The sequence below is a fragment of the Streptomyces sp. NPDC001137 genome (genome assembly GCF_040298885.1).
Taxonomy (GTDB): domain Bacteria; phylum Actinomycetota; class Actinomycetes; order Streptomycetales; family Streptomycetaceae; genus Streptomyces.
In genome coordinates this window covers 84,783-106,611 of record NZ_JBEPBA010000031.1, presented here as the reverse complement: position 1 = coordinate 106,611, position 21,829 = coordinate 84,783, and the positions used below count along the sequence as shown (strand labels likewise).

Sequence of the window (21,829 nt, the reverse complement as noted above, 5' to 3'; positions counted from 1 at the left end):
ACAACTCGGCCGCCTGCGCTTCCGTCGGGTAGAAGCGGTACTTGAAAGCCCGCTTCACACACGTTGTGGTCACCCTCACAAACTAGTGAGGCCATGCGTGAAGACCAAACCTGCCGGCCAGAGCACTGCGATCCGCCCTGACAGCGAATCGCCGCCCCATGCCCTGCTCCGCAGGAGTCCGTTTCCACTCCGCCCTGAAGGGCGGATTATCCACGGAGGAAACCCGATGACCTCCCAAACGATCACCGCGGACGCTGCGGGTACATGGAAACTCGGCGACCTGACCGTCAACCGCATCGGCTTCGGAGCGATGCGGCTGACGGGCAGCGCCGCCTTCCATCACGGGATACCCAGCGACCGCGGGCGCTCGATCGCCGTGCTGCACCGGGCGATCGAGCTCGGCGTGAACCACATCGACACCGCTGCCTTCTACTTCTCGCAGCTGCGGTCCGCCAACGAGATCATCAACAGCGCGCTGGCCCCGTACCCCGACGAGCTCGTCATCACCACCAAGGTCGGTCCCTACCGCAACTACTGGGGGGAATGGGGCAGTCCGGCCCGCCCCGACCAGCTGCGCGGTCATGTGGAGGAGAACCTGCGCCAGCTCGGCCGCGACCACCTCGACGTCGTCAACTTCCGCCGCACCGAGCAGGACTCGATCGCCGAGCACTTCGGCGCGCTGGCCGAACTGCGCGAGGCAGGCCTGATCCGGCACCTGGGCATCTCCGGCGTGGAACCCCGCCACCTTGCCGAGGCGCAGGCCATCGCGCCGGTGGTGTGCGTGCAGAACCGGTACGGGCTCGAACACCGCGACCCCGCCACCGACGAAGTCCTGCGCCTGTGCGGCGAACAGGGCATCGCCTTCGTACCGTTCTTCGCCGTCGCGGGCGACGGCGGGGCGAAGGGCGCGAGCACCACCTACGACGAGGAAGTGCTCGCCGTCGCCCGCGCCCACGACGCGAGCCCCAGCCAGGTCCGCATCGCCTGGACGCTGCACCAGGGACCGCACGTCCTGGCCATCCCCGGTACCGGCAACCCCGACCACCTGGCCGAGAACGTGGCAGCCGGCGCGCTCCGCCTCACCGCCGACGAGCTGGAGCGGCTCAACGCCCTGCACAGCAAGGCCGACTGAGATCGAGGGGCCTCTGGGCGGGGCCCCTCAGCCGCTGTGCCGAGCCGTCTCAGACCGCCCACACGCCGTCCCGCATCAGATGCCGCCCGGGCAGCTCATGCCCGCCTCGCCAGGCCTGCACGCCACGCGGCCGCACCCGGAAGAAGGCGTACGACGCGCTGTCCTTGCGCGGATCCCACCCCGTCTTCGCCACGAACACGTCGGCCGCCGCGGCCGGCACGTCCTGTCCGGTGAACGTCTCCACGTCCCCGTCGACGAGCACCACGTCCTGCGTGTCGCCGAAGGCCAGCCGGGTGCGCCCGCCGTCGCGCAGATTGCGGCCCGTGGGGTTGGTGATCCGCGTGGACATCCAGACCGACTCCCCGTCCCAGGCGAACCACAGCGCCACCAGGCACGGCAGCCCGCCCTCGTCGGCGGTGGCGACCCAGATGTCCGACTCCCGCGCCAGTCGGGCCAGTACGTCCTGCTTGCGCTGCTCGGCGCTGCGGGGCGGCTCGGTGATCTTCATGCCCGGGACGCTACCGGCGCGCCCCGGATCGCACCTCGGGCCGCGGTCCTAAGTCCGTAGGCCTCCTCCTCTCCGGGGGCCGAAGCCGCGCACCACCCGCCCGGCCGCCACCTTCTGCAACAGCCCGTACGCCAGCACGGGCAGCAGGATGTGCGGACGGTCGGGCAGCGTCGTGGTGATGAGCACGGCACTGGCGCTGCTGTTGTTCATCCCGCAGGCCAGCGTCACGGACGCGCCGGCTCTCGCATCCAGCCGCAGGGCGTGGGCGGCGATCCGCCCCAGCGCGAAGGACAGCCCGCACACCGTCGCCGCGACGGCCAGCGCGCCGACCAGCAGCGCCGGGCGCGGATGACGCAGGAACGGCCCCAGCACACCACTGGCGTTCACATACGTCAGCAACAGCGAGGCCGGGAGAGCCGCGGCGACGGCGGCGCCTACGAGCCCCTCCGACCCCCGCCGCGGCAGGAGCAGCCGGCACAGCAGGCCCGCGCCGCAGGGCAGCACGACCGAGGTCAGTGCGAAGGCGTGCCCGGCGGTCTGCGCCGCGTCGGCCAGCCGGCCCGCGTACTCGCCGCGCAGCAGTGGGCACAGCACCGCCAGGGTCAATGGCACTGTCAGCGGGCTGACCAGCGTGGAGGCGAGGACCAGTCCGACAGCCGTCGGCTGGTCGCCGTCCCCCTTGGCGGTCCACACCGTCGCCCCGGCCGCCACCGGCATCGCGACGATCAGGATCATGGCGGCGACCATGCCGCTGCCGCCGTCCTGGTCGGGGGAGTGGCGCAGCACGAACGCGACGCCGGGGACGATCAACAACGGCGCCACCACGTGCAGCACGAGCCCGGCGACCAGCGCGGCCGGGCGCCTCAGCAGCAACCGCAGCTCACCCAGCGGCACCTGGAGGCCGGCGCTGAACAGCACGAGCGCGAGGAGGCACTGCGGTGTCCTCAGGGAGAGTTCAGCGAGGGCGGGGATGCCGATCGAGTGCGGGTGGCGCAGCCACAGGCCGGGAGCGGGCAGGAGCGCCGCGGCCGCGTAGGTCAGGACGATCGCCGCGCCCAGGCGGCGCCGGAGCACGGCGAACGCGGCAGGTCGCCGGGGCGGTCGCGGCTGGTGATCGTCGGTGGTCTTCACGGGCTGGGGGCTCATGGCGGCGCTCTTCCGTCGTGGGGCTGGGGCGGAGAAGGAGCGCCGGTATCGCGAAGCGGCCCACCGGGGTGCTCGCGTGGGGGTGTGCGCGGGGCCCTGTGGTCATGGTGGGCTGCCCCTTTCTTGTGGTCGGTGCGGGTGCGACGGCATGCCGTGGCCGAGTGACTACAGACATGTAGACGGTCTACTGAACTGTAGACGAAGGCGGTGACAGCGACCGACTGGCGTACCCGAGGTTTTACGTATAACCTCACCCGTCATCAACCACCCTCCGACCTCGCGAAAGGCCCCGATGAGACGCATCGCCCTGGTCACCCTCGTCGTCGACGACTATGACGAGGCGATCCGCTTCTACACCGGGGCCCTCGGCTTCCGGCTCGTCGAGGACACGCCCCGACCCGACGGCTCCCGCTGGGTCGTCGTCCAGCCCGGCGCCGAGGCCGCGGGCAGCGCCCTGCTCCTGGCCCGAGCCAAGGACGAGGCGCAGCGCGCCCGGGTCGGGGACCAGGCCGGCGGACGTGTCGGCTTCTTCCTGCACACCGACGACTTCGCCCGCGACCACGCTCGCATGCTCGCCGCGGGCGTGACGTTCCTGGAGGAGCCGCGCCACGAGCCCTACGGCTCGGTCGCCGTCTTCCAGGACCTGTACGGAAATCGCTGGGACCTGCTCCAGCCCGCCGACTGACGATCTCCGCCCCGCCGATTCGAACCACCGCTCAAGGAAAGACCTCGCCATGTCTGCTACGCGCATAGACGCCGATGTGATCCGCCGCCTGCCCAAGGCCGTCCTGCACGACCACCTCGACGGCGGTCTGCGCCCCGCCACCCTGGTGGAACTCGCGGCCGAGGTCGGCCACACCCTGCCCACCACCGACCCCGGCGAGCTGGCCGCCTGGTACGTCGAGGCCGCCAACTCCGGTGACCTGGTGCGCTACATCGCCACCTTCGAGCACACCCTGGCCGTGCTGCAGACCCGCGAGGGCCTGCTGCGCGCCGCCGAGGAATACGTCCTCGACCTGGCGGCGGACGGCGTCGTCTACGGCGAGGTGCGCTACGCCCCCGAGCTGAACACCACCGGCGGGCTGCGCATGGCCGAGGTCGTCGAGACCGTCCAGGAGGGCCTCGCCGCCGGCATGGCGAAGGCGGCCGCCGCGGGCACCCCGGTCCGCGTGGGCACCCTCCTGTGCGGCATGCGGATGTTCGACCGGGTCCGTGAGGCCGCCGACCTCGCGGTGGCCTTCCGGGACGCGGGCGTGGTCGGCTTCGACATCGCCGGCGCCGAGGACGGCTTCCCGCCCGCCGACCACCTGGCCGCCTTCGAACACCTGCGCCGCGCGAGTGTGCCGTTCACCATCCACGCCGGCGAGGCGCACGGCCTGCCCAGCATCCACCAGGCGCTGCAGGTGTGCGGCGCCCAGCGCATCGGCCACGGCGTACGCCTGACCGAGGACATCGTCGACGGCAAGCTGGGCCGGCTGGCGGGCTGGGTGCGCGATCGCCGTATCGCGCTGGAGATGTGCCCCACCTCCAACCTGCAGACCGGCTGCGCCACCTCCATCGCCGAGCACCCCATCACCGCCCTGAAGGACCTCGGCTTCCGCGTCACCCTCAACACCGACAACCGCCTGGTGTCGGGCACCACGATGACCCGCGAGATGGCGCTGCTGGTGGAACAGGCGGGCTGGACGCTCCAGGACCTGCGCACGGTCACGGTCAACGCGCTGAAGAGCGCGTTCATCCCGTTCGACGAGCGCAACGCCCTCATCGAGGACGTCGTCCTGCCTGGCTACGACGCCGCGCTCTGAAGCAACCCCCGTACATACGCCGCCTGTCCGACGTGCTGAAGGTCGTCGGACAGGATGCTCACCAGCCGCACGCCCAGGGTGACCGGCGGATCCCAGTTCTCGTCGACGATGCGCTCCAGGTCCTTCGCGGCCAGCTCGCGCAGGGCGCCGAGGGACTGCTCGTGCACGGCGTCGTAATAGCCGGTCAGCAGGTCGCCGGAGTCGACCCGAACCTTGGCCACCTTGGCGGAGCTGTGCCCGTAGCCGGTGTCGCGGCGCGGGAGGTCAAGACCGAAGCGCTTCTCCCAGTCCTGGGCGAGCCACACCTGGTCGAGCCCGAAGGCGTCGGCCATGTGGTCGTCCTGGACCCGGGTGAGGTGCCAGACGAGCCAGGCGATGGCGTTGCCCGCCTCCAAGGGGCGGGCGCTGAGGTCGTCGGGGCCGAGGCCCTCGACGGCTGCGTGGACTTCTTCCTGGATGCGGTTGAACCCGTCGATGAGGATGTCCTTGGCATGCATGCATCCACCATCGCGCATTACGGCCCGTCGTGCGTGCCCTGCTCCAGAAGCGCCATCAGCGCCCGGGCCGCAGGGCTCGTCGCCTGCGCCGGCGGCAGCAGCGCCACCGTCTCGTAGACCGCCTCGCCGGTGCCCTTCACCGGCAGGGCGGTGAGCGCCTCCCGCTTGTGCCGGAAATGCCGGGGCACGACCGCGATGCCGAGGTTCTCGTCGACCAGGTCCAGCAGGCTGTGCACGTCGTTCACCTCCAGCGCCACGGTGCGCCGTACGCCGGCCTCCGCGAAGGCCGTGTCGGTGGTGCGGCGCGGCCCCCAGTCCGGGTGGAAGTCGACGAACACCTCCCCGCCGAGCTCCTCCGGGGTGACCGCTGCGCCGCCCGTCGCCAGTGGGTGGGTGGGATGGCACAGCACCGTCATCGGCTCGCCGGTCAGCGACACCGAGCGCAGCTGGTCGGTGTCCGCCTGCGTCCGGTAGGCGAACGCCAGGTCCAGCCGCCCGGCCGCGACCTCCTCCGCCAGCGCGCCCGAGCCGGCCTGCCGCAGCCGTATCTCCACATCCGGATGCCGGCGCCGGAACGCGGCGAGCAGCCCCGCCACATGCACTCCCGCGATGCACTGTTCGGTGCCCAGCGCGAGCGTGCCGCGCAGCACGCCCTGCACGGCGGCGACCGCCTCGTGCGCGGACCGCACCTGCGCCAGGATCCGCTCCGCCTCGCCGAGCAGCGCCCGCCCCGCCTCCGTGAGCGTGACCCTGCGGGTCGTCCGTACGAACAGCGGGGTCTGCAACTCCCGCTCCAGCGCCCGGATCGAGGCCGACAGCCCCGACTGGGACACCATCAGCCGTTCCGCCGCCCGGGTGAAATGCTGGTCCTCGGCGACCGCGACAAAGTGCTGGAGATGGCGCAGTTCCATAATTGAGAAGCCTATCCGCTCAATCCCATCGCATTCTCCTGTTGGACCACTGCTCGCAGGTCGCGAAAGATATGGGGTGCCGGCTTCCTTTCACGTTCCGGGAACCGGGAAACCGTGTGCCAACCCCTCTGGAGTCGCGTTGTACACCGCACACCCCGACCGTTACGCGGACCTGCCCTACCGGCGCACCGGACGCAGCGGCCTGAAGCTCCCCGCGATCTCGCTCGGCCTGTGGCACAACTTCGGTCCCGACCGTCCGGTCGAGACCCAGCGGGCCATCCTGCGCCGCGCCTTCGACCTCGGGGTCACCCACTTCGACCTGGCCAACAACTACGGCCCGCCGCCGGGCGCCGCCGAGTCCGCGCTCGGTGAGTTCCTGAAGGCGGACTTCGCTGTGTACCGCGACGAACTGGTCATCTCCACCAAGGCCGGCTACCTGATGTGGCCCGGCCCGTACGGCGAGTGGGGCTCCCGCAAGTACCTGCTGTCCTCGCTGGACCAGAGCCTGGCGCGGATGGGCCTGGACTACGTCGACATCTTCTACTCGCACCGCCCCGACCCGGAGACTCCCCTGGAGGAGACGATGGGCGCCCTGCACTCGGCGGTCCAGCAGGGCAAGGCGCTGTACGTCGGCATCTCCAACTACTCGGCGGAGCAGACCCGCGAGGCCGCCCGCATCCTCGGTGAGCTGGGCACTCCGCTGCTGATCCACCAGCCGCGCTACTCGATGCTGGACCGCCGGCCCGAGGAGGAGGGCCTCCTGGACGCCCTCGACGAGCTCCAGGTCGGCTCCATCGTCTTCTCCCCGCTGGAGCAGGGCCTGCTCTCCTCCCGCTACCTCGACGGCATCCCGGAGGGCTCGCGGGCGGCGAGCGACAGCCCCTTCCTGCAGTCGGACGCGGTCACCGAGGAACTGGTCGGCAGGCTGCGCGCGCTCGACGAGATCGCCAAGGGCCGCGGCCAGACCCTCGCCCAACTGGCCCTGGCCTGGGTACTGCGCGGCGGCCGGGTGACCTCCGCGCTGGTCGGTGCGAGCAGCGCGCAGCAGATCGAGGACAGCGTCGCGGCCACCGGCAACCTGGACTTCGAGGCCGAGGAACTGGCGCGCATCGACGCGATCATCAAGCAGTAGGCCCTCGCCGTCCTCCCGGAGGCGGGCCGCCGCCTCCGGGGCGACGGCCCGCTGCCGTACGACGCGGCCGACGTGGTCTCCGCCGCGGCCAGGGCAGCGCGCCGGCTGCCCGCCCGGCGCTGCGCGCCTCATGCACGGCGACCCGGGCCGCCCCTCACCGCACCTGCTGAGTCGGCGCTGGTCGTCCACCGCAGAAACCGCCGCGAGCGCAGAAACCCCTCGCTCACGCCCCGGCGGGCACCCGGTCCAGGAAACCGAGCACCGAGCGGATACGGCCGTCCGCGTCCAGGGTGATCACGTCGAAGCCGGCCACGGGTGCCGAGCCGTCGGCCTCGCTCACCAGCTCCCAGGAGAAACGCGCCGTGTCGTGGTGGCCGTCCACGGCGCCGGTCAGCCGGAAGGCGAAACCAGGGAACTGCGCGTGCGCCGCGGTGATCAGAGCCGCGATCTCGTCGTGGCCGCGGACGTCGGCGAGGGGGTCGGTGTACGTGCCGTCCGTCGCCCAGGCGGCGGCGACGGCCTTCGCCAGCGCCTCCGGTTCGCCCGCGTTCCAGGCCTCGAAGTAGCGGGCGACGGCGTTCTCGTGACGGTCGGTGTTCGCGGACATGGGAAATCAGCCTCCATCGAGGTCGTAGCTACTGGTCAGGACCCGGATTCGCGGTTGCGGCGACCCGGTACAGCCACCATGCCCGGTGCGTGCGGGACCGTCGATTACCCCTCGGGTAATGCAGCATTCGCAGGGTTTCGGCCAACTGCCCCTGTGAATATGCCAGGAGACTGGCCAAAAAGTCGTGGTGACAGTGGTTCAGTAGTGAACATACTCAACAGTCAAGGGACTTCACGGCGAGCGAAGACGCCATCACGCACAGCACATGAGCCGCACCGAAAGAGAGGCCGGCCGGCAGGCGAGCGAGCAGCGGGGGAGCGAAACGTGCACGACGAGTTCTTATGCCATGTCACGGCTTACGGGACCTGCGGAGGCGAACGTATCGGTGTGCCTTTAGGCACGTACCGGGCTCCCACGCTCGCCCTCGCCCTGTGGTGGCTGCGTGACCGCGCGAACTGGATCGCCGACCGTCTCGACCCCCAGCCGGAGGCGGAACACTTCCCGCCGAGTTCGCTCGTCCCCGTCGCCGACACCGTGCCCGACGTACCGGCCGTACTGCGCTCGTGGTGCGCCAACCTCGCCCAACAGGAGCTGGTCGCCGACGAGTTGGCCGCGGGCCACCTGGTGCGGATCGCGATCAGTGACGAGACCACCGAATACGAGCTGCTGGCCGAGTCCGTCGACGCCCTGCGCATGCAGCGGACCATCCCGGCGCTCGTCCTGCCCGTCGGCTGAGTGGGTGCGGCGCCCGCCACGCCGGGCGCAGATGTGGGCGAATCGGTAGAATTCTCTCCATGGCAGAGCGGCCGATCGCGCCGACTGCGCCCGAACTCGTCCTGGAGACCGAGGCGGGCTCCACGGTGATGAGCCCGGGCCGCGACTACCACGTAGGACGCGACCCGCTCAGCGACATCGTCTTCGACGACGCACGGGTCTCCTGGCACCACGCGGTGCTGCGCCCCGAGGACGATCACTGGACCATCGAGGACGAGAACAGCACCAACGGCACCTTCGCCGACGGCCGCCGCATCCACGAGCGGGGCGTGGGCCCCGGCAGCGTGATCCGCTTCGGCAACCCCTCCGACGGCCCGTGCGCCGTCCTCGTCAGCCCCCCGGCACCGGTCCCCGAGCGCCCCTCCGCCGTGTCGATGCCCGGCCTGACCGGCACCTTCCGCCGGCCCACCACCGTACGGCCGCTGCCCACCCGCACCGTCCGCATCGGCCGCGCCGCGGACAACGACCTGGTCGTCGACGACCTCATCATCTCCCGGTACCACGCCGAACTGCGCGCCCTGCCCGACGGCAGCTACGAGATCGCCGACCTCGGCAGCCACAACGGCACCTACCTCAACGGCTCACCCGTCACCGCCGCCCCGATCGGCCCCGGCGACATCGTCGGCATCGGCCACTCCGCGTTCTGCCTCGTCGGCGACCAGCTGCAGGAGTACGTCGACACCGGCGAGATCTCCCTCGACGTGCAGGACCTCACCGTCGCCGTCGACCAGGGCCGCAAGACCCTGCTCGACCATGTGTCGTTCCCGGTGGGGGAGAAGTGCCTGCTCGCGGTCGTCGGCCCGAGCGGCGCCGGCAAGTCCACCCTGCTCAACGCGCTCACCGGGCAGCGGCCCGCCGACCACGGCACCGTGCTCTACGACGGCCGCGACCTCTACCGCGACTACGCCGAGCTGCGCCAGCGCATCGGCCTGGTCCCGCAGGACGACATCCTGCACGCCCAGCTCACCGTCCGCAGCGCCCTGTCCTACGCCGCCGAGCTGCGCTTCCCGCAGGACACCGCGAAGGCCGAGCGCCGGGCCCGGGTCGACGAGGTCATCCGCGAACTGGGCCTCGAACAGCGCGCCGACCAGCCCGTGCACAGCCTGTCCGGCGGACAGCGCAAGCGGGTCAGCGTGGCCCTGGAACTGCTGACCAAGCCGTCGCTGCTCTTCCTCGACGAACCCACCTCCGGCCTCGACCCCGGCATGGACCGCTCGGTGATGCACATGCTGCGCGGCCTCGCCGACGACGGCCGCACCGTCATCGTCGTCACCCACAGCGTGCTCAGCCTCGACGTGTGCGACCGGCTCCTGGTGCTGGCGCCCGGCGGCAGGATCGCCTACTACGGCCAGCCCGAGGACGCCCTCGCCTTCTTCGGCTTCGAGCAGTGGCCGGAGGCCTTCGAGGCCTTCGAACACGACGACCGCGACTGGGCCGGCGACTACCGCTTCTCGCCCTTCCACCGGCACTACATCACCGAGGCCACCGCCCAGCCCCGGGTACCCCGCTCGGGACCGGTCGTGATCACCCCGCCCGCCCGGCCCCGCAGCCGCGGCGCCCAGCTCGGCACGCTGGTGCGCCGCTACACCGCCGCGCTCGGCGCCGACCGCACCTTCCTCGCCATCATGATCGCCCTGCCGTTCGTGATGGGCGCCATGGCCCGCGCGCTGGCCGGCAGCAAGCTCACACAGGAGACCGCGATGAACGCGCTGCTCATCCTGTGCGTCGGCGGAGTCCTCACCGGCGCGGCCAACGCCGTGCGCGAACTCGTCAAGGAACGCACCATCTACCGGCGCGAGCGGGCCGTGGGCCTGTCCAGATCGGCGTACCTGATGTCGAAGGTCGTCGTCCTGGGCACCATCACCGTGCTGCAGGCCGTGGTGCTCACCCTGGTGGCCCTCCTGGGCGTCGACCTCAACGCGCCCGGCGGCGAAGGCGTGTTGATGCCGCCCCTGGTCGAAATCACCGTCGCCGTCGCCCTGCTGGCGTTCACGGCGATGACGCTCGGGCTGCTGGTGTCGGCGCTGGTGCGCAAGGAGGAGGTGACGATGCCGCTGCTGGTGCTGCTCGCCATCGTCCAGGTCGTCTTCTGCGGCGCCCTCCTGAAGCTCCACGGGGTGCCGGGCCTGGAACAGCTGTCCTGGCTCGTGCCCTCCCGGTGGGCGCTCGGCGCGATGGCCGGCACCGTCGGCCTGGCTCGGATCGTGCCCGGCGACCTCACCGGCGATCCGCTGTTCAAGCACTCGGCCGGGGTGTGGCTGCTGAACATCGCCATGCTGGTGGTGCTCTCGGCGGTCTTCTGCTTCGCCGTCTCCCGGCTGCTGCGCCGCCACGAACCCGCCGTGATGCGGAAGTCGTGATGGCCACGCCCGGCTTCCGGCCCACCCACGTCGTCCCCCGGGACGGCATGCCCGCCTGGGAGGACCCCGACCCGGCCCGCCCCACCGTGCCCCTCGACCCGCTGCTGCCGGTCCAGCTCGTCGAGCGGCGCGGCGACTGGGGGCACGTGCTGTGCGCCAACGGCTGGTCCGCCTGGGTCGACGGCCGCTGCCTGGTCGCCGTACCCCAGGACCCGCCTACCACCGGCGGCCCCCAGGACCGCACCGCCGACCCGCGCCCCCTGCTCGCCCGCACGGAACAGACCCTGGCCCGCTACCGCAGCGCGGTCGAGGAACTGGCCCGCGGCGGCCTCGACGGCGAGGCCTTCCGCGGCCGCACGCAGGGACTGCGCATCGGGATCGTCGTCGACGGCGAGTCCGTGTGGCTGTACGACACCGAGCAGGGGCGCTGGGTGTACGGCGACGGGAAGCACCTGAGCACGTACGCCACCGACGACGGACCCCGTGCCGCACCCGCAGGCCCTGGCCACGCCCCCACGCAGGTCGTGACCCCCGATGGCCCGTGACACGAGCCTGTTCTCGGGCCGGCCCTCCGAACTGATCGGCCGGCAGGTCGCCGGCTACCGCATCGAGCGCGAGGTCGGCCGCGGCGGCATGGCCGTCGTCTACCGCGCCCGCGACCTGCGCCTGGACCGCACGGTCGCCCTCAAGCTGCTCGCCCCCGAACTCGCCCGCAACGACACCTTCCGCCTGCGCTTCACCCACGAGTCCCGGGCCGCCGCCGCGATCGACCACCCGCACATCGTGCCGGTCTACGAGGCCGGCGAGACGGACGGTGTCCTGTACATCGCCATGCGCTACGTCGAAGGCAGCGACCTGCGTCATCTCCTCGACCGACGGGGCCCGCTCGAGCCCGTGGCCGCGCTGCGCATCGCGGCGCAGATCGCCTCCGCGTTGGATGCCGCCCACGACTACGGGCTGGTGCACCGGGATGTGAAACCCGGGAACATCCTGGTCGCCCGCGGCACCGACAGCGACCACCCCGAGCACGCCTACCTCACCGACTTCGGCCTGACGAAGAAGTCCCTGTCCCTGACCGGCTTCACGACCGTCGGCCAGTTCGTCGGCACCCTCGACTACGTGGCCCCGGAGCAGATCTCCGGCCGGCCCGTCGACGGACGCTGCGACGTCTACGGGTTCGCCTGCGTGGTGTTCGAGTGCCTGGCGGGCCGGCCGCCCTTCCGGCGCGATGACGACATGGCCCTGCTGTGGGCCCACCAGTACGACCAGCCGCCGCCGCTGACCGAATTCCGCCCCGACCTCGCCCCGGCCGTCGACACCGTGTTCGCCAAGGCCCTGGCCAAGGGCCCGGACGAGCGTCACGCCTCCTGCCTCACGTTCGTCGCCGCCCTGCGCGGCGCCATGACCGGCGCCGGCCCGGGTACCGGCCACCCGCCGACGGAGGTGGACCTGCGGGCCGTACGCGCGGAGCAGGACCGCCCCGAGCCCCCACCGCGCTGGGCCGAGCCGGTCTTCCGGAGCCGGAGCTGAGCGCTCCGCGGAGCGTGCGGTCATGTGCCGCCGGGGATTCGCCAGACCCGCTCAGGGCTCCTGACCGAGCCCGCCCAGCGGTACACGGCGCGCCACGACCCTGCGCCGGCAGATGCGCCAGCCCGTGTCGACGCGCACCACGACGTCCTCGTACGTCACGGATCCGCACGAGCCGTCCGCCATGATCCCCAGCCCCTTGGACCGGGCGCGGACCCGGCCGTCGGCCACCTCCTCGATCACCACGTTGGTCACGTGGTGCGCCACCGGGTTCTTCGCGCCGAGCGCCAGCGCGGCCTGCTTGACGGCGGTGAGCCCGGTGACCTCGCCCTGGCCGAAGTCCGACAGGTCGTAGACGACGTCCGAGGTGAACACCTCGTCACAGCGCTCCAGTTCCCCGCCGTCGACCAGATGGCCGTGCAGCGCGATCAACTCGGTCACGGCGAGCCGGTCCTCGAGAGCCAACGCCATGGCGTTCCCTTCCCCTGGGCACCTCGACCGGTCGGACACTGCCACGGACTGCATCACGCCTCCCACTCCTTTTCGGTCTTCCCCCGCCGCCGCACCGGCCGTGCCAGCAGCGCACCGAGGAAACCGGTCACCAGCCCCCACAGCACGGCCAGGCCCAGCGCGGTCCACACCTTCGGCTTCAGGAACAGGTCCCCGGACAGGCCCCCGCCCACGTCCCCCACGCCGAGCAGCGACAGCCCGTAGTGGGCGTCGATCCGGCACACCAGGCAGATCATGAGCACCGTCAGCGCGAGGGCGGCGGCCATGTGCACGGCGTGCTGCCAGGCCCGCATCCGGGCCGGGGAGCGCGCGGCCATGACGAACGCGGCGGCCAGCAGCAGCACCGCGTCGACGGCCACCAGCCACCACACCCGCCCGTCGTACTGGGCGAGCGTGCGGAGATTGAGCGTGGAAACCTCCTTCGTGCGCAGCACCTCGTCCAGCACATGCGGCATGGGCAGCCCGAACGGCCCGTGCACGCGCCCCGTCCAGGTGGCACCCAGACCGATCGTGAGCGCCAGCCAGACCAGGTTCGGCAGCCCCAGCAGGATCACCGCCAGCGTCTCCGGGGAGTGGCCGCGGGTCACCGCGACGACCAGGGCGACGACGACGCCCAGGACGACGAACGCGAGCAGCAGCACGACCATGGCGTACGCGGCCGGCCGCACCGACTCCTGGAAGCGCAGCAGCCGCCCCGGCAGCGGCGCCCCGCGCGAGACCAGCAGCGCCAGCACCAGCACCCCCGCCAGCCACAGCACCCCGAAGAACAGGGTCAGCGGCACATCCGCCTTGAAGCCGACCTTCGGCGCGACGCCGAACAGGTCGCCGATGTCGCCGAGGGTCCCGTTGCCGAGGTCGACCGCGAAGGTCTGGCGGGCGCCCAGGGACAGGCCGAGCAGCGCCAGCAGCCACACCACGGCCACCCGGGCGGCCCACCCCGCCAGCTCCGGGGCGCCGGCGACCGCCCGGTACCGCAACGGGCGCAGGAAACCCGCCGCGAGGACGAGCGCCCCGGCCAGCGTCACCGACAGCGGGATCACCGTCATGCCGGCCGCGGACCGGGCCAGCGCGCCGGCGTTGCCCGACAGTTCGATCGTGCCGCCGACGGCCGTCACCACCGTCGCCGCGACCACCCGGGGGAACGCACCGTCCGGGAGATCCGCCGCCCCGGCCGCCCACAACCCCAGGCCGGCGACGACGCCCATGACGATCAGCGCGGCGAGCACCCCGGCCAGGGCCTGCACCCAGCCGTGGCGGGCGAGGGCCGGGGCGGAGGGGGTTCGCGGGCTCACCCTCGCCACGCTAAGCAGCGCCCGCGAACCCCGCCCGCCGGGAGGGCCGTCCGCGTCGGCTTGCGAGCGGCACCGCACCGGAGCACACAATGGTGGCGGCAGGTAAGAAAGCGGCCCAACTCGGGGCAGGCCGCAGGAAACCGCATCGGGAAGAAGAGCTCGTGAGCCTCGAACCGCCGTCCTCCGGACGCCCCACAGGCCCCCCTTCCGGCCCGCTCTCGGGCCCCTCCCAACCGCCCTCGGGCCCACCCTCGCAACCACCGGGCAGCGGCGGCGGCACACCTGCGCCGCCGCCCCGCCGACCCTGGTGGAGGTCCGCACCCCGTGTCGCCGTACTGACCACCGTGGTGGTCGCCGCCGTGGTCCTGGCCGTCGTCTTCAGCCGCTCCGGCGGCGGCTCCGGCAAGGGCGGGGAGGTCTTCCTGCAGGCCGCGGGCAAGACCGGCCCCGATCCTTTCACCCAGTCGACGGCCACGCACAGCTCAGCCCCGGCCGTCCCCGTCTCCCCGGCCACCGGATCGGCGCCCGCGAACGCGGTACGGGCGGTGGGCGGCGGGGCGCCCGGACTGTACGGCGGCACCCGCAACGTCTCCAGCTGCGATGTGGAGCGGCAGATCAAGGCCCTCCGGACGGCCTCGCCGAAGAACGCGGCGTTCGCCTCGGTCGCCGGTGTCGCACCCTCCGGGGTCCCGGCCTACCTCCGCGCGCTCACTCCCGTACAGCTGCGCATGGACACCCGCGTCACCAACCACGGCTACCGCGACGGCGCCGCCACCAGCTACCAGGCCGTCCTGCAGGCGGGAACGGCCGTCCTCGTCGACGATCACGGCGTCCCGCGCGTGCGCTGCGCCTGCGGCAACCCGCTGACGCCGCCCGTAGCCCAGCAGACCACCCCCAGGCGCACCGGTGACACCTGGCCGTCGTACCGGCCCTCGAACGTCGTCGTGGTCACCCCCGCACCGCAGATCATCAACATCTTCGTCCTCTTCGACCCCGACCACGGCGAGTGGATCGCCCGGCACCGGGGCGACACCGGCCGCCACGACCACCGGACGGAACCGCCGGCCAAGCCCTCCCCGTCGGTGAGCGTGTCCACGCCCACGGCACCCTCGTCCTCGTCCTCCTCGTGCGCCTCCGCACCCAGCGTGGTCACCGGCACGCCCAGCCCCTGCCCTCCGACGTCGACCTCCCCCTCCACCCCGACGCCCAGTTCCGAGTCACCCTCCAGCGAACCCGGAACGACCGAACCGGAGTCACCCGGAGACACCGGCACGTACAGTGCTCCGGAGTCGAGCACCACATGACCGGCGTTCCGCGTGTTAGCGGACACATCGGCCCGGGCGGGGGACTGCCGGGCGCGGCTCTGGGTAGCAGCACTGATGCAGCAGCGTCCGGCCAGGCCGGCTTCCGAGAGAGACATGCATGATCGAGCACGTGGGCGGGGCAGTGATACCGACTGGTTTCGACGTGCCCGTGGAACCGCTACGGCGGGCGGCGCACTACACCGGCGAACCGGGATGCATCGCCGAGGCCCGGTCCTTCGCCGCGCACTTCGTGGGCCGGCTCCGCACCGAATGGTGCGCCAAGATCGAGGACCGCGCCGAGGACGAGGTGCTGCTGGTGGTGAGCGAGCTGGTCACCAACGCGGACCGGCACAGCAACGGGCCGTACATCCTGGAGCTCGAGGGCACGGACACCGCGGTCACGGTGTCTGTCTACGACAGCAGCGCGGCCCTGCCCCGCCGCTTCCCTCGCGACCCCGAGCGCGTCGGCCGGCACGGCCTGGAGATAGTCCATGTCCTGGCGAGGCAGGTCGTCGTGGAGCGGGTGCCCGTCGGCAAGCGCGTGTCCGCCGTGGTGAGCCTGACCCGCGCATGACCGCCGCGGCCGCCTCTACCGGCGGCCGCGGCGGTCAGTGATGCGACCGGCTGCCCCTTACGCGCAGCCGAGTTCGCCCAGCATTCCCTTGCGCAGTTGCGCGATGATCCGCTTGATCAGTCGGGACACATGCATCTGCGAGCAACCGAGCCGTTCGCCGATCTCCGCCTGCGTGGCCTCCTCCACGAACCGCATGTGGATGATCTGACGGTCGCGCTCGCCGAGCTCCGCCATCAGCGGGGCCAGCGACTGGAAGTCCTCGACGAGCCGCAGTCCGTCCTCCTCCACACCGATGAAGTCGGCGAGCACCGCCTCGCCGCCCTCCGGCCCGTCGCCGGTCAGCGCCGCGTCGAGGGACGAGGAGTTGTAGCCGTTGGACGCTATCTGCGCCTCGATCACCTCGGCCTCGGAGATGTTCATCAGGGTGGCGAGCTCGGGGACCGTCGGTTCCCGGTCCAGCCGGCTGGCGAGTTCCTCGCGGGCCTTGGCCAGCTCGACACGCAGCTCCTGCAGCCTGCGCGGCACGTGCACGGCCCAGGTGGTGTCACGGAAGAAACGCTTGATCTCGCCGACGATGTATGGCAGCGCGAACGAGGTGAACTCGACCTCGCGGGACAGCTCGAACCGGTCGATCGCCTTGATCAGGCCGATCATGCCGGTCTGGACGATGTCCTCCATGTCGTCGCCGCGTCCCCGGAACCGCCCGGCCGCGAACCGCACCAGCGAGATGTTCATCTCGATGAGGGTGTTGCGTGCGTACTGGTACTCGTGCGTACCCTCCTCGAGCTCCGAGAGGCGCTGGAAGAACTGACGGGAAAGTTCCCGTGCGTCACGCGGAGCCACGGTGCGTGGCTCCGCGATCCCCGGCAGTGGTCCATCACCCGTGCAGGTCCCGGCGGTCTTCTCGACGACCTCAGCCTCCGACCGTTCCACGGCGGTGTCCATTTCCTCTCCCACGAAGTCAAGGTTCGACGTCTGTCTTGGTACGTCCTGGTCCTGCCTGCGTTGTGCTCTGCTGTATGCGCGTACCCGCTCTGCGCCAGGACATGCCCGAGACCGGAACGCGTCCCACCGTCAGCGCGAACCTTGCCGCTGATTCCACCCAGAGCGGAATGCCGATCGCTTCCCCTCGGAGCGGGGGAATCTGAAGCAGTGAGCAGCCGAGCGCCGAACGAAGCCGATGTCATCCCGCTGCGCCGCCCGCAGGGCGAGCGGCCTGCCGCCGCGCCCCCGCCGCCCAGGGAGCCCCTGTGGCGGGACCTCGTCGGCGAAGTCCTGCGGCGGGAACGCCTCGCCCAGGAGCGCACCCTGAAGGACGTGGCCGACGAGGCCCGGATCTCCATGCCCTATCTCTCCGAGGTGGAGCGCGGCCGCAAGGAGGCCTCCTCCGAGGTCCTCGCGGCCGCCGCCCATGCCCTCGGGCTGGGCCTCGGCGACCTGCTGGCACGGGCGCAGGGAGAGCTCGTGCGGATCGGCAGCCGGCAGTCCCACAGGAGCCGCCGGACGTCCGCCTCGCCGTACGACGGACTCTGCCTGGCCGCCTGACGGACGCCTGTGGTCGGTGCCTCAGATCGCGGCGAGGCGCCGGCTCAGCACCTCGTCGGCCAGCCCGTAGGCCACCGCCTCCTCGGCGGTGAACACCTTGTCGCGGTCCATGTCCGCGTGCAGCGTCGCGATGTCGTGCCCGGTGTGCCGGGCCAGCACCTGCTCGACCTGGGAGCGGATCCGGACCATCTCCTTGGCCTGGAGCGTGAGGTCGGAGATCATGCCCCGGCTGCCACCGGCGGCGGGCTGACCGAGCAGCACGCGCGCGTGCTCCAGCACGATCCGCCGCCCCGGGTCCCCGGCGGCCAGCAGTACGGCCGCCGTCGAGGCCGCCTGGCCGACGCATACCGTCGAGATCGGCGCCTGCACGAAGGTCATGGTGTCGTAGATCGCCATCAGCGAAGTGAACGAGCCGCCGGGCGAGTTGATGTAGACCGAGATCTCGTTCTCCGGCGCCGAGGACTCCAGATGGAGCAGTTGCGCGATGACGACGTTGGCCACCCCGTCGTCGATCTCGGTGCCGAGGAAGATGATCCGCTCGGACAGCAGCCGGCTGAACACGTCGGAGGAGCGCTCACCGTGCGCGGTGCGCTCGACGACGTACGGAATCGTGTAGTTCCCCATGTCACAGCCCCATCCGTCGCTTCGAGGCGGCCGGGCGGACGTCCGCGAGGGACTCCAGGACCCGGTCCACCATGCCGTACTCCCTGGCCTCCTCGGCCGTGAACCAGCGGTCGCGGTCGCCGTCCCGGGCGATGGTCTCCGGGGACTGGCCCGTGTTCTCGGCGATGAGCCGCTCCATGGTCCGCTTGGTGTGTTCCAGGTTCTCCGCCTGGATCTCGATGTCGGCGGTGGTGCCGCCGATGCCCGCCGAGCCCTGGTGCATCATGATCCGCGCGTTCGGCAGCGCGTACCGCTTGCCGGGTGTGCCGCCGCACAGCAGGAACTGGCCCATGCTGGCCGCGAATCCCATGGCGAGCGTCGAGACGTCGTTGGGGATCAGCCGCATCGTGTCGTAGATCGCGAGGCCCGCGTGCACGGAGCCGCCCGGGCTGTTGATGTACAGGCTGATGTCGGTGCGCGGGTCCTCGGCGGACAGCAGGAGCAGCTGTGCGCAGACCCGGTTCGCGGAGACCTCGTCGACCTGGGTGCCGAGGAACACGATGCGCTGGCCGAGGAGTTGGGCCGCGAGATGGTCGTCGAGCCGGCTGGGCGGGGTGTCGCCCTCCTCGGCCCGGGGCGCGAGCGTGGTGAGTGGAGTCATGGTCTCTCCCGTCGAGCGGTGATGCCGTCGACTCCACTCTTGGCCCTGCCCCGGCCCCGCATCCGGTTTCTCTGCCCGTGGCAGATTCGCCACGGGCAGAGCCGGCTCTCAGCCCTTCTCGCGCAGCTGCCGGAAGAACGCCCGTACGTCCTCGACCAGCAGGTCGGGCTCCTCCATGGCGGCGAAGTGCCCGCCGCGGTCGAGTTCCGTCCAGCGCACGATGTTCTCCGTGCGCTCCGCCTTGTGGCGCAGCGGGATCTGGAGCTCGGCGGGGAAGAGGGCGAGCGCGGTGGGTGCGGTCGACGGCTCGGCCGGCAAGGCGACACGGCCCGTGGCATGCGCCCGCTCGTAGTAGATGCGGGCGGCGGAACCGGCGGTCCCGGTCAGCCAGTACAGCATCACGTTGGTGAGCATCCGGTCCCGGTCCACGGCCTCCTCGGGCAGCAGCGCCGAGTCCGTCCACTCAAGGAACTTCTCCACGATCCAGGCGAGTTGACCCACGGGGGAGTCACTGAGCGCGTACGCCACGGTCTGCGGCCGGGTGGCGTGCAGGACGGCGTAGCCCGTGCCCTCGCGGGACCATTCGCTCCACCGGCGCCAGGACAGCAGCGCCCGCTCCTGCTCCTCGGTGCCGAGCTCGTCCAGCTCCTCCTGCGTCGGCTCGGTGGCCTGCTGCGCGCCCGGGAGCAGGTTGAGATGCACGCCGATCACACGGTCCGGGTGCGCGCGCCCCAGCTCGCGGGAGATGGCGGCGCCCCAGTCGCCGCCCTGCGCGCCGAACCGCTCGTAGCCGAGCCGTCGCATCAGCTCGGCCCAGGCGTCGGCGACCCGGCCCGCCTCCCAGCCCGTGTCGGCGGGAGGCCCGGACAGCCCGAATCCCGGGATGCTCGGTACGACGACGTGGAACGCGTCGGCCGGGTCGCCGCCGTGCGCGCGGGGGTCGGCGAGCGGCCCGACGACGTCCAGGAACTCGACGATCGACCCGGGCCAGCCGTGCGTGATGATCAGCGGTGTGGCGTTCGGCTCGGGGGAGCGGACGTGGGCGAAGTGGACGTTCGAGCCGTCGATCGTGGTGGTGAACTGCGGCCACTGGTTGAGCTGGGCTTCGGCGGCCCGCCAGTCGTAGGAGGTGCGCCAGTAGTGGTGGAGCTCGCGCAGGTAGTCGGCCGGCACGCCGTAGGCCCACCCGGTGCCGGGCAGCTCGTCCGGCCAGCGGGTGCGGTCCAGGCGGTCATGGAGGTCGTCGAGGTCGCTCTGCGGGATGTCGATGCGGAAGGGCCGGATGCCGCTGTCCGCGGTCTCTGCGGGCGAAGACGTCATGGCCGCGAGCCTAGTTCGGTACGGCGATGGGGCCACCCGGGTCAATCGGCCGTCCGACCGATGAGTTCCGCGGCGAGGATCAGTCGGTACAGGTGACCGCGTTCCACGCCCCAGGAGGTGCTCATGACCACCGACGGATTCACCACGTGTCTCTGGTTCGACGGCCAGGCGGAGGAGGCCGCGCACTACTACGTGTCGATCTTCAAGAACTCCAGCATCGGCCGGGTCGGCCGCAACGTCGAGGGAGGCGCGGGCCCCGCCGGCTCGGTGCTGGCGGTGGAGTTCACGGCCAACGGCCAGAAGTTCGTCGCGCTCAACGGCGGCCCGCAGTTCAAGTTCAACGAGTCGATCTCCTTCCAGATCTTCTGCAAGGACCAGGAGGAGATCGACTACTACTGGGCCAAGCTCACCGAGGGCGGCGGCGAGCCCGGCCCCTGCGGCTGGCTCAAGGACAAGTACGGCCTGTCGTGGCAGGTCGTGCCCGACAAGCTGATCGACATGATCAGCGACGCGGACCAGGAGAAGGCGTCCCGCACGACCAAGGCGTTCATGGCGATGAGCAAGTTCGACATCGCCGCCCTGGAGCGGGCCTACGCGGGCGAGTGAGGCCGCTCCCGTGTGGTGAGGAACAGGTCGGCAGCAACCGGCTCACCGCGTGCCGGCCTGTTCCCCGATCACTCGTGTGATCTCGCGGGTGATCCGCAGGATGCCGGGGGAGCGCACCGGGCACGGCTTCGGCGTGGCGGTGGTGGGCGCCAGGCAGAAGTGCAGATAGTCCTTGTCGAGGTGGAGGGCGGTGCGGTCGCGGCCGGGCTCGGTGCAGTAGTCGCTGTGTGCGTGTTCGTAGGCCGTGCAGGGCAGGTACTGCGACCAGGTGTAGCGCGCCCCGGCGGGGCTCACCGTCGCGCCCGCGTCGGCGACGAGGTCGCCCGAGGCGGCGGCCTGCTGCTCGTACATCCGGTTCACGCGCCGGACCCGGTCGGGCGTGATCGGGTCCGGGCCCTGCAACACCCACACGATCCGCGGACGCCTGCTGCCGCCCGCCGCGGCGATCTGCTCGGTGAGCCGCCGCAGGTCGGCCCGGTAGCGGGTGAAGTACCTCTGCTGCGAGGCGTTGTAGGTGATGCCGTCCATGCACCACGTGAAGCCCCACGCGTTGCCCCAGAACTGCATGACCACGAAGTCCGGATGCTGCGCACGGACCAGCGCGGCCGCCTTGTCCGCGTCCGGCACCAACGACTTCGCCCCGGTGCCCTCCAGGTAGTCGCACAGGGTGGTGCCCGAGTAGGGAGCACTCGTGTACTTCGCCCTCAGGTCCCGGCGCAGCTCCTGCCCGAGCACGTTCTGGGCCTCCATCGCGAGGGAATCCCCGAGGTAGAGCACGCGCGGCGCCACGGCAGGGGCGTTCGGGGAGGCCGGGGCCTGCTGGTGCGTCGTCGATGCCGAGGCTCCCGGTACGGCGGGGGAGGGCGGTGCCTCCTCCGGCCCGGACGAGGGGTCGCCGCACGCGCCGAGCAGCAGCACTCCGGTCAGCAGCATCCCCAGGATCCACGGCTTGCGCATACGGCAACTCCAGCCCCGGCAACCGAAAACGGCTCCCCAGGCAAGCACAGGCGGGCCC

25 protein-coding genes are annotated in these 21,829 nt (G+C 71.5%); 12 read left to right on the top strand and 13 right to left on the bottom strand.

Features of this window, described 5'->3' with window-relative positions; translation table 11 throughout:
• A partial coding sequence (locus ABT254_RS40855; protein WP_351482365.1) for a helix-turn-helix domain-containing protein occupies positions 1-58 on the bottom strand: 58 nt, incomplete at its 3' end.
• Positions 59-226: 168 nt separating this feature from the next.
• On the opposite strand from ABT254_RS40855, the gene ABT254_RS40850 reads away from it, so the two are divergent.
• The gene (locus tag ABT254_RS40850; RefSeq protein WP_351482359.1) at positions 227-1,132 is read left to right on the top strand and encodes an aldo/keto reductase; all 906 of its coding nucleotides are present in this window, start codon (positions 227-229) and stop codon (positions 1,130-1,132) included.
• 49 nt (positions 1,133-1,181) lie between these two features.
• Here ABT254_RS40850 and ABT254_RS40845 read toward each other — a convergent pair whose 3' ends face one another.
• Both ABT254_RS40845 and ABT254_RS40840 read right to left on the bottom strand, forming a co-directional pair.
• Positions 1,182-1,640 carry a pyridoxamine 5'-phosphate oxidase family protein gene (locus ABT254_RS40845; protein ID WP_351482357.1) on the bottom strand — a complete coding sequence of 153 codons (459 nt, stop codon included), beginning with the start codon at positions 1,638-1,640 and terminating at the stop codon, positions 1,182-1,184.
• A gap of 48 nt (positions 1,641-1,688) precedes the next feature.
• On the bottom strand, positions 1,689-2,786 hold the full coding sequence (locus tag ABT254_RS40840) for a bile acid:sodium symporter family protein (protein ID WP_351482354.1): 1,098 nt from the start codon (positions 2,784-2,786) through the stop codon (positions 1,689-1,691).
• Between the two features lie 292 nt (positions 2,787-3,078).
• Between ABT254_RS40840 and ABT254_RS40835 the strand changes: the two genes are divergently transcribed.
• On the top strand, positions 3,079-3,471 hold the full coding sequence (locus ABT254_RS40835) for a VOC family protein (protein ID WP_351482351.1): 393 nt from the start codon (positions 3,079-3,081) through the stop codon (positions 3,469-3,471).
• Between the two features lie 49 nt (positions 3,472-3,520).
• Entirely contained in the window at positions 3,521-4,591 is a 1,071-nt protein-coding gene (locus tag ABT254_RS40830) for an adenosine deaminase (protein WP_351482348.1), read from the top strand.
• On the opposite strand, the gene ABT254_RS40825 is transcribed toward ABT254_RS40830, so the two are convergent.
• Both ABT254_RS40825 and ABT254_RS40820 read right to left on the bottom strand, forming a co-directional pair.
• Positions 4,573-5,088 carry a mycothiol transferase gene (locus tag ABT254_RS40825; protein WP_351482345.1) on the bottom strand — a complete coding sequence of 172 codons (516 nt, stop codon included), beginning with the start codon at positions 5,086-5,088 and terminating at the stop codon, positions 4,573-4,575. The genes ABT254_RS40830 and ABT254_RS40825 overlap by 19 nt on opposite strands.
• A 17-nt stretch (positions 5,089-5,105) precedes the next feature.
• Positions 5,106-5,999, bottom strand: coding sequence for a LysR family transcriptional regulator (locus ABT254_RS40820; RefSeq protein WP_351482342.1), 894 nt, complete (start codon positions 5,997-5,999; stop codon positions 5,106-5,108).
• Positions 6,000-6,138: 139 nt separating this feature from the next.
• Here ABT254_RS40820 and mgrA point away from each other — a divergent pair, with 139 nt between their 5' ends.
• Complete coding sequence (mgrA, locus tag ABT254_RS40815; RefSeq protein WP_351482339.1) at positions 6,139-7,131, top strand: L-glyceraldehyde 3-phosphate reductase; 993 nt, start codon at positions 6,139-6,141, stop codon at positions 7,129-7,131.
• Between the two features lie 223 nt (positions 7,132-7,354).
• Here mgrA and ABT254_RS40810 read toward each other — a convergent pair whose 3' ends face one another.
• The gene (locus ABT254_RS40810; RefSeq protein ID WP_351482336.1) at positions 7,355-7,738 is read right to left on the bottom strand and encodes a nuclear transport factor 2 family protein; all 384 of its coding nucleotides are present in this window, start codon (positions 7,736-7,738) and stop codon (positions 7,355-7,357) included.
• 324 nt (positions 7,739-8,062) lie between these two features.
• Between ABT254_RS40810 and ABT254_RS40805 the strand changes: the two genes are divergently transcribed.
• From ABT254_RS40805 to ABT254_RS40790, 4 genes are read left to right on the top strand one after another with little or no spacing between them, the layout of a single operon-like run.
• Complete coding sequence (locus ABT254_RS40805; RefSeq protein ID WP_351482334.1) at positions 8,063-8,473, top strand: hypothetical protein; 411 nt, start codon at positions 8,063-8,065, stop codon at positions 8,471-8,473.
• 59 nt (positions 8,474-8,532) lie between these two features.
• Positions 8,533-10,872, top strand: coding sequence for an FHA domain-containing protein (locus tag ABT254_RS40800; protein WP_351482331.1), 2,340 nt, complete (start codon positions 8,533-8,535; stop codon positions 10,870-10,872).
• Positions 10,872-11,417, top strand: coding sequence for a hypothetical protein (locus tag ABT254_RS40795; RefSeq protein WP_351482328.1), 546 nt, complete (start codon positions 10,872-10,874; stop codon positions 11,415-11,417). The genes ABT254_RS40800 and ABT254_RS40795 overlap by 1 nt, the downstream gene beginning before the upstream one ends.
• Positions 11,407-12,402, top strand: coding sequence for a serine/threonine-protein kinase (locus ABT254_RS40790; protein ID WP_351482325.1), 996 nt, complete (start codon positions 11,407-11,409; stop codon positions 12,400-12,402). Before ABT254_RS40795 ends, ABT254_RS40790 begins: the two co-directional genes overlap by 11 nt.
• 51 nt (positions 12,403-12,453) lie before the next feature.
• On the opposite strand, the gene ABT254_RS40785 is transcribed toward ABT254_RS40790, so the two are convergent.
• A complete protein-coding gene (locus tag ABT254_RS40785) occupies positions 12,454-12,870 on the bottom strand; it encodes a nuclear transport factor 2 family protein (protein WP_351482322.1) in 417 nt (138 codons plus the stop codon).
• 53 nt (positions 12,871-12,923) lie between these two features.
• Positions 12,924-14,201: a streptophobe family protein gene (locus tag ABT254_RS40780; protein WP_351482319.1), complete on the bottom strand. Its 1,278-nt coding sequence runs from the start codon at positions 14,199-14,201 to the stop codon at positions 12,924-12,926.
• A 161-nt stretch (positions 14,202-14,362) separates the two neighbouring features.
• Between ABT254_RS40780 and ABT254_RS40775 the strand changes: the two genes are divergently transcribed.
• Entirely contained in the window at positions 14,363-15,505 is a 1,143-nt protein-coding gene (locus ABT254_RS40775; protein WP_351482316.1) for a DUF6777 domain-containing protein, read from the top strand.
• A gap of 118 nt (positions 15,506-15,623) precedes the next feature.
• Complete coding sequence (locus ABT254_RS40770; RefSeq protein ID WP_351482313.1) at positions 15,624-16,079, top strand: ATP-binding protein; 456 nt, start codon at positions 15,624-15,626, stop codon at positions 16,077-16,079.
• 57 nt (positions 16,080-16,136) lie between these two features.
• On the opposite strand, the gene ABT254_RS40765 is transcribed toward ABT254_RS40770, so the two are convergent.
• The gene (locus tag ABT254_RS40765) at positions 16,137-17,024 is read right to left on the bottom strand and encodes an RNA polymerase sigma factor SigF (RefSeq protein WP_351482310.1); all 888 of its coding nucleotides are present in this window, start codon (positions 17,022-17,024) and stop codon (positions 16,137-16,139) included.
• A gap of 207 nt (positions 17,025-17,231) precedes the next feature.
• Here ABT254_RS40765 and ABT254_RS40760 point away from each other — a divergent pair, with 207 nt between their 5' ends.
• Entirely contained in the window at positions 17,232-17,624 is a 393-nt protein-coding gene (locus ABT254_RS40760) for a helix-turn-helix domain-containing protein (RefSeq protein ID WP_351482306.1), read from the top strand.
• A gap of 21 nt (positions 17,625-17,645) precedes the next feature.
• On the opposite strand, the gene ABT254_RS40755 is transcribed toward ABT254_RS40760, so the two are convergent.
• The 3 genes from ABT254_RS40755 to ABT254_RS40745 form a co-directional block, all read right to left on the bottom strand.
• The gene (locus ABT254_RS40755; RefSeq protein ID WP_351482303.1) at positions 17,646-18,248 is read right to left on the bottom strand and encodes a ClpP family protease; all 603 of its coding nucleotides are present in this window, start codon (positions 18,246-18,248) and stop codon (positions 17,646-17,648) included.
• A 1-nt stretch (position 18,249) separates the two neighbouring features.
• Positions 18,250-18,888, bottom strand: coding sequence for a ClpP family protease (locus ABT254_RS40750; RefSeq protein ID WP_030927332.1), 639 nt, complete (start codon positions 18,886-18,888; stop codon positions 18,250-18,252).
• A 108-nt stretch (positions 18,889-18,996) separates the two neighbouring features.
• Positions 18,997-20,208 (bottom strand): epoxide hydrolase family protein, encoded by a 1,212-nt coding sequence (locus ABT254_RS40745; RefSeq protein ID WP_351482300.1) that lies wholly within the window; start codon positions 20,206-20,208, stop codon positions 18,997-18,999.
• A 123-nt stretch (positions 20,209-20,331) separates the two neighbouring features.
• Here ABT254_RS40745 and ABT254_RS40740 point away from each other — a divergent pair, with 123 nt between their 5' ends.
• Positions 20,332-20,814 (top strand): VOC family protein, encoded by a 483-nt coding sequence (locus ABT254_RS40740; RefSeq protein WP_351482297.1) that lies wholly within the window; start codon positions 20,332-20,334, stop codon positions 20,812-20,814.
• A gap of 42 nt (positions 20,815-20,856) precedes the next feature.
• On the opposite strand, the gene ABT254_RS40735 is transcribed toward ABT254_RS40740, so the two are convergent.
• Positions 20,857-21,771 carry an SGNH/GDSL hydrolase family protein gene (locus tag ABT254_RS40735; RefSeq protein ID WP_351482294.1) on the bottom strand — a complete coding sequence of 305 codons (915 nt, stop codon included), beginning with the start codon at positions 21,769-21,771 and terminating at the stop codon, positions 20,857-20,859.
• Positions 21,772-21,829 lie beyond the last annotated feature (58 nt).

What these genes read in the sequence shown, in the direction of transcription:
- ABT254_RS40850 (WP_351482359.1), top strand. Translation starts at nt 227, where the DNA reads ATGACCTCCCAAACGATCACCGCGGACGCTGCGGGTACATGGAAACTC.
- ABT254_RS40845 (WP_351482357.1), bottom strand. Translation starts at nt 1,640, where the DNA reads ATGAAGATCACCGAGCCGCCCCGCAGCGCCGAGCAGCGCAAGCAGGAC.
- ABT254_RS40840 (WP_351482354.1), bottom strand. Translation starts at nt 2,786, where the DNA reads ATGAGCCCCCAGCCCGTGAAGACCACCGACGATCACCAGCCGCGACCG.
- ABT254_RS40835 (WP_351482351.1), top strand. Translation starts at nt 3,079, where the DNA reads ATGAGACGCATCGCCCTGGTCACCCTCGTCGTCGACGACTATGACGAG.
- ABT254_RS40830 (WP_351482348.1), top strand. Translation starts at nt 3,521, where the DNA reads ATGTCTGCTACGCGCATAGACGCCGATGTGATCCGCCGCCTGCCCAAG.
- ABT254_RS40825 (WP_351482345.1), bottom strand. Translation starts at nt 5,088, where the DNA reads ATGCATGCCAAGGACATCCTCATCGACGGGTTCAACCGCATCCAGGAA.
- ABT254_RS40820 (WP_351482342.1), bottom strand. Translation starts at nt 5,999, where the DNA reads ATGGAACTGCGCCATCTCCAGCACTTTGTCGCGGTCGCCGAGGACCAG.
- ABT254_RS40810 (WP_351482336.1), bottom strand. Translation starts at nt 7,738, where the DNA reads ATGTCCGCGAACACCGACCGTCACGAGAACGCCGTCGCCCGCTACTTC.
- ABT254_RS40800 (WP_351482331.1), top strand. Translation starts at nt 8,533, where the DNA reads ATGGCAGAGCGGCCGATCGCGCCGACTGCGCCCGAACTCGTCCTGGAG.
- ABT254_RS40795 (WP_351482328.1), top strand. Translation starts at nt 10,872, where the DNA reads ATGGCCACGCCCGGCTTCCGGCCCACCCACGTCGTCCCCCGGGACGGC.
- ABT254_RS40790 (WP_351482325.1), top strand. Translation starts at nt 11,407, where the DNA reads ATGGCCCGTGACACGAGCCTGTTCTCGGGCCGGCCCTCCGAACTGATC.
- ABT254_RS40785 (WP_351482322.1), bottom strand. Translation starts at nt 12,870, where the DNA reads ATGGCGTTGGCTCTCGAGGACCGGCTCGCCGTGACCGAGTTGATCGCG.
- ABT254_RS40770 (WP_351482313.1), top strand. Translation starts at nt 15,624, where the DNA reads ATGATCGAGCACGTGGGCGGGGCAGTGATACCGACTGGTTTCGACGTG.
- ABT254_RS40765 (WP_351482310.1), bottom strand. Translation starts at nt 17,024, where the DNA reads ATGGACACCGCCGTGGAACGGTCGGAGGCTGAGGTCGTCGAGAAGACC.
- ABT254_RS40755 (WP_351482303.1), bottom strand. Translation starts at nt 18,248, where the DNA reads ATGGGGAACTACACGATTCCGTACGTCGTCGAGCGCACCGCGCACGGT.
- ABT254_RS40750 (WP_030927332.1), bottom strand. Translation starts at nt 18,888, where the DNA reads ATGACTCCACTCACCACGCTCGCGCCCCGGGCCGAGGAGGGCGACACC.
- ABT254_RS40745 (WP_351482300.1), bottom strand. Translation starts at nt 20,208, where the DNA reads ATGACGTCTTCGCCCGCAGAGACCGCGGACAGCGGCATCCGGCCCTTC.
- ABT254_RS40740 (WP_351482297.1), top strand. Translation starts at nt 20,332, where the DNA reads ATGACCACCGACGGATTCACCACGTGTCTCTGGTTCGACGGCCAGGCG.
- ABT254_RS40735 (WP_351482294.1), bottom strand. Translation starts at nt 21,771, where the DNA reads ATGCGCAAGCCGTGGATCCTGGGGATGCTGCTGACCGGAGTGCTGCTG.